The organism is Herpetosiphonaceae bacterium, from assembly GCA_036374795.1.
In the GTDB taxonomy this organism is placed as follows: Bacteria; Chloroflexota; Chloroflexia; order Chloroflexales; family Kallotenuaceae; genus LB3-1.
Window position 1 is genome coordinate 1 of sequence record DASUTC010000222.1, and the last position, 4,914, is coordinate 4,914.

Genomic DNA, 4,914 nt, shown 5'->3' on the forward strand with positions numbered 1-4,914 from the left:
GGCCGATGCGATTGCCGCGCTAGCAAGCGACGATTCCGATCGCATCCTGACCGAGATGCAGACGCTCCACGATCGGTCGATCGTGTTTATGTTTCCAGGGCAGGGCGCGCAGTACGTCAACATGGGCCGCGAGCTGTACGAGCAGGAGCCGGTTTTTCGCCAGCAGATCGATCGCTGCGCCGACCTGCTGCTGCCCCACCTGCACCCAGAGGGTACCCGCGATCTGCGTGATGTGCTTTACCCGCCCGCCTCGCAGATCGACGCGACCACGCGGCAGATCGATCAGACGGCGCTGGCGCAGCCCGCGCTCTTTGCGATCGAGTACGCGCTGGCGCGGCTGTGGCAATCCTGGGGCGTGCGGCCCGCCGCGATGATCGGCCACAGCATTGGCGAGTATGTCGCGGCTACCCTCGCGGGCGTCTTCTCGCTTGAGGATGCGCTGGCGCTGGTCGCGGCTCGTGGACGCTTGATGCAGAGCTTGCCGCCAGGGGCGATGCTGGCGGTTCCGCTGGCCGAGGTGGAGGTGCTGCCTCTGCTGGGATCGCAGCTTGACCTGGCAGCGGTCAACGGGCCAGCGCTGTGTGTTGTCGCGGGCGAAACCGAGGCGGTCGCCGCCCTTCAGGATCGCCTGACGCGCCAGGGGATCGCCTGTCGGCGGCTGCATACGTCGCATGCGTTTCACTCGCGGCTGATCGAGCCAATCATCGGCGCGTTCGCCGAGCAGGTGCGGCGAGTCGGCTTGAGCGCGCCGAGCGTGCCGTTTCTCTCGAATCTGACCGGCGACTGGATCACGGCTGCCGAGGCGACCGATCCCGACTACTGGGCACGACATCTACGGCAGACCGTACGCTTTGCCGACGGTGTTCGCGTCTTGCTGGGAGCGGCGGGCACAGCGCCGGAGCGGATCTGGCTGGAGGTCGGGCCGGGCCACACCCTGAGCACGCTTGTCCGGCAGCAGCTTGAGCAGGCGACGCATCCTCTGCCGATCGTCTCGCTGCGCCACCCGCACGACCAGCGCGCAGATCTCGCGGTTCTGCTTGAGGCCGTCGGCAAGCTCTGGCTGGCCGGGCGGCAGATCGACTGGCCGAGGCTCTACCGTCAGCAGCGGCGGCGGCGCGTCCCACTGCCGACCTATCCCTTTGAGCATCAGTCCTTCTGGGTCGCAGCGCCCAGACGAGCCGCGCACGAGCAGGTACCGCTGCTCCGCAAGCGGCCCGACATCGCCGACTGGTTCTATCTCCCATTCTGGAAGCGCTCGCTGCCGCCGAGCGAGCCGGAGCATCATCCAGATCAGCCGTCGCGCTGGCTGCTGCTGTGCGATCCCACGGGCATCGGCGCGCAACTGGCGGCGCGGCTGGAGCAGCAGGGGCACGAAGTTATCAGCGTGTACCTGGGCACCGAGCTTACCAGGCGCTCCGATCGGGCGTACACCTTCAACCCGCGCCGCCTCGAAGATTACGCCGCGCTCTGCGCCGAGCTTGAGCAGCGCGACCGGATCCCAGCGCAGATCGTGCATCTTTGGAGCATCACACCCGACGACGAGGAGCTTGCCTTCGACGCAGCGCAGGAGCGCGGCTGCTATAGCGTGCTCTTTCTGGCCCAGGCGCTGGACCAGCATCAGCTTCACGAAGCGCTGCGCATCAGCGTTATCGCCAACAGCCTGCACGACGTAACCGGCACAGAGCAGCTTGCGCCGGAGAAAGCGACCGTGCTCGGCCCGTGCAAAGTGATTCCGCAGGAATATCTGCACATCGCCTGCCGCAGCATCGATATTGCGCTGCCGGAGCCTGGAACCTGGCAGGCGGCGCATCTGATCGACCAACTGCTCGGCGAGCTAACGGGGCAGACCGACGATCCGACAGTCGCGTATCGCGGACAGCAGCGCTATGTGCAGGCATTCGAGCAGACTCGTCTGCGGCCCGTCGCCAGCGTCCCGCGACTACGGCAGGGCGGCGTCTATCTGATCACCGGCGGTCTGGGAAAGATCGGCCTGACGCTGGCTGACTATCTGGCCCGCGCCGTCAAGGCGAAGCTGGTGCTGATTGGCCGCACAGCGCCGCCGGAGCACCACACAGCGCACGACGCGATCGGGCGCAAGATCGAGCAGATCCGGGCGCTCGAAGCGCTGGGCGCAGAAGTCCTGACGCTGCGCGCGGATGTCGGCGATCAAGCGCAGATGCAGGCCGCGATCGACGCGACGCTTGCCCGCTTTGGCGCGCTGCATGGCGTGATCCACGCGGCGGGGCCGGTCGGCGAAGAAGTCTATCGTCCGATTCAGGAGAGCGATCGCGCTGTGTGTGAGGCTCACTTCCACGCAAAGGCGCGCGGCGTCTCTGTCCTGAGCAACGTGCTGCGCGGGATCGATCTCGACTTCTGTCTGCTGCAATCCTCGCTCGCGGCGATTTTAGGCGGCCTGGGCTTCGCGGCCTACGCCTCGGCGAACCTGTATATGGATGCGTTTGCACAGCAGCAGAGTCGTGCCGGGAGCGCTCCCTGGATCAGCGTTAACTGGGATGCCTGGCGCTTCGATGGCGGGTCCGGGCAGCAGATCGTATCGAGCGCCAGCGACCTGACGATCGCGCCTGCGGAAGGAACCGACGCGCTGAGCAGGCTCCTGGCGCAGCGCGGCCTCACCCAGATGATCGTCTCGACCGGCGATCTTGAGACGCGCATCGAGCGCTGGATCAAGCTTGAGCCGCGACGGGCCGCCGAAGACACACGCGGCGATGGCTATATGCTGTATGCCCGGCCACAGCTTCAGAACCGCTACGTCGCGCCGAGAAGCGCGGTCGAAGAAATGGTCGCCGGGATCTGGCAGGACGTGCTCGGTATCGAGCAGGTCGGCGTCCACGACAACTTTTTCGCGCTGGGCGGTCACTCGCTGCTGATCACGCAGATCGGGGCGCGGCTGCGTGAAACGTTCCAGATCGATCTGCCGCTGCGCAGCCTCTTCGAGGCCAGCACGGTCGCGGGCGTGGCCCAGGCGCTGATCGCGCACGAGGCGGCTCCCGGCCAGGCCGAGAAGATCGCGCGGGTCTTCCAGCGGCTATCCAGTATGTCCGAAACACAGGCGCGCGAACTCCTGCACACGAAGCAAGCAACACGAGAGGACGTGTAATGGCGAAGAATCGTTTGGGACTATCAGGGCTGTCTCCGGAAAAACGCGCGTTACTCCACTACCTACTTGAGGAAGAAGGGATCACCGCCGCGCAAACGCCAGCGCTGACGGAGATCGAACGGCCCGCCGAGCTGCCGCTGTCGTTTGCGCAGCAGCGCCTCTGGCTCCTCGATCAGCTCGCGCCCGGCAATCCCGCGTACAACATTCCGCTGGTCGTGCGTATGAGCGGCGCGCTCGACGTGGCGGCGCTGGCCCACAGCCTCAACGCGATCGTCGCGCGGCACGAGGCGCTGCGTACCACGTTCGCCGCGATCAACGGTCGTCCGATCCAGGTGATCGCGCCCGCGCTGGAGCTGGACGTGCCGCTGATCGATCTGCACTCAGAGGGTACCCGGCTGACCGAAGCAGAGCGCGAGGCCGAGGTTCAGCGGCGGGCAACCGAGCAGGCGCTCTATCGCTTCGATCTTGCGCGCGGCCCGCTGCTTCAGGCCGCCGTGCTGCAACTGGACCAGCAAGAATACGTGTTGCTGCTGGTGCTGCATCACATCATCGCCGATGGCTGGTCGACGGGCGTGCTGATTCGTGAGCTGGCCGCGCTGTATGCCGCGTCGATCAGCGGTGCCGATCCTGCCCTGGGCCCAGTGGGCACCCCGCTGCCGATCCAGTATGCCGATTTTGCGATCTGGCAGCGGCAGTGGTTGCAGGGTAAGGTCCTCGATCAGCAGCTTGGCTACTGGAAGCGCCAGCTCGCCGATCTGCCGGTCCTTGAGCTGCCAGCCGACCGCCCGCGCCCGGCGGTGCAGAGCTATCGCGGCGCGCGCCAAACATTCGAGCTGTCGCAGGAGCAGACCGGCGCGCTCAAGGCGCTGAGCGAGCGCGAAGGCGTGACGCTGTTCATGACGCTGCTGGCCGCGTTCCAGACGATGCTCTATCGCTACACGGGACAGCACGATCTCGCGGTCGGCTCGCCCGTCGCCAACCGCACGCGCGCCGAGGTCGAGCCGCTGATCGGCTTCTTTGTCAACATGCTGGTGCTGCGCACCGACCTGGCGGGCAATCCGAGCTTCCGCGAGCTGCTCCAGCGGGTGCGAGAAGTCGCGCTTGACGCCTACGCGCATCAAGATCTGCCGTTCGAGAAGCTGGTCGAGGAGCTTCAGGCCGAGCGCGATCTCAGCCACACGCCGCTGTTCCAGGTGGCGTTTGTGCTGCAAAATGCGCCGATCCCCGTTCTGGAGCTGCCGGGGCTGCTGCTCCGTCCGCAGCAGGTCGATAGCGGCACCGCCAAGTTCGACCTGCTGCTCTTCGCCTGGGAGGCTGCGGATCGGCTGTACGGCGCGTTCGAGTACAATAGCGACCTGTTCGACAGCGCGACGATCGCGCGGATGGTGGGACACTGGCAGACGGTGCTGGCCGGGATTCTCGCCCAGCCCACGGCCCGCCTCGATGACCTGCCGCTGCTCCCAGACGCCGAGCGCGTGCATCTGCTCAGCCTGGGCCAGGCCCGCGCCGCCTTCCCGCAGACCGCCTGCCTCCACCAGCGCTTCGCCGCCCAGGCTGCCCGCACCCCCGACGCCATTGCGCTGAGCTACGCGGGCCATGCCCTGACCTACGCGCAGCTTGCGGCGCGCGCTCACCAACTTGCGCATCACCTGCAACAGCGCGGCGTCGGCCCCGACGTGCCCGTTGCGCTCTGTCTCGACCGCTCGCTCGATCTCGTCGTGGCCGTGCTCGCCATTCTCAGCGCGGGCGGCTACTACGTCCCGCTCGACCCCGCCGCGCCCGCCGAGCGCCTGCGC

General features: G+C 67.0%; 2 protein-coding genes. Both read left to right on the forward strand.

Annotation, left to right across the window (positions count from 1 at the left end; all coding sequences use genetic code 11):
• The coding region (locus VFZ66_16840) for an SDR family oxidoreductase (protein HEX6290854.1) at positions 1–3,118 on the forward strand (3,118 nt) is incomplete at its 5' end.
• A partial coding sequence (locus VFZ66_16845; protein HEX6290855.1) for a condensation domain-containing protein occupies positions 3,118–4,914 on the forward strand: 1,797 nt, incomplete at its 3' end. The genes VFZ66_16840 and VFZ66_16845, both read left to right, overlap by 1 nt.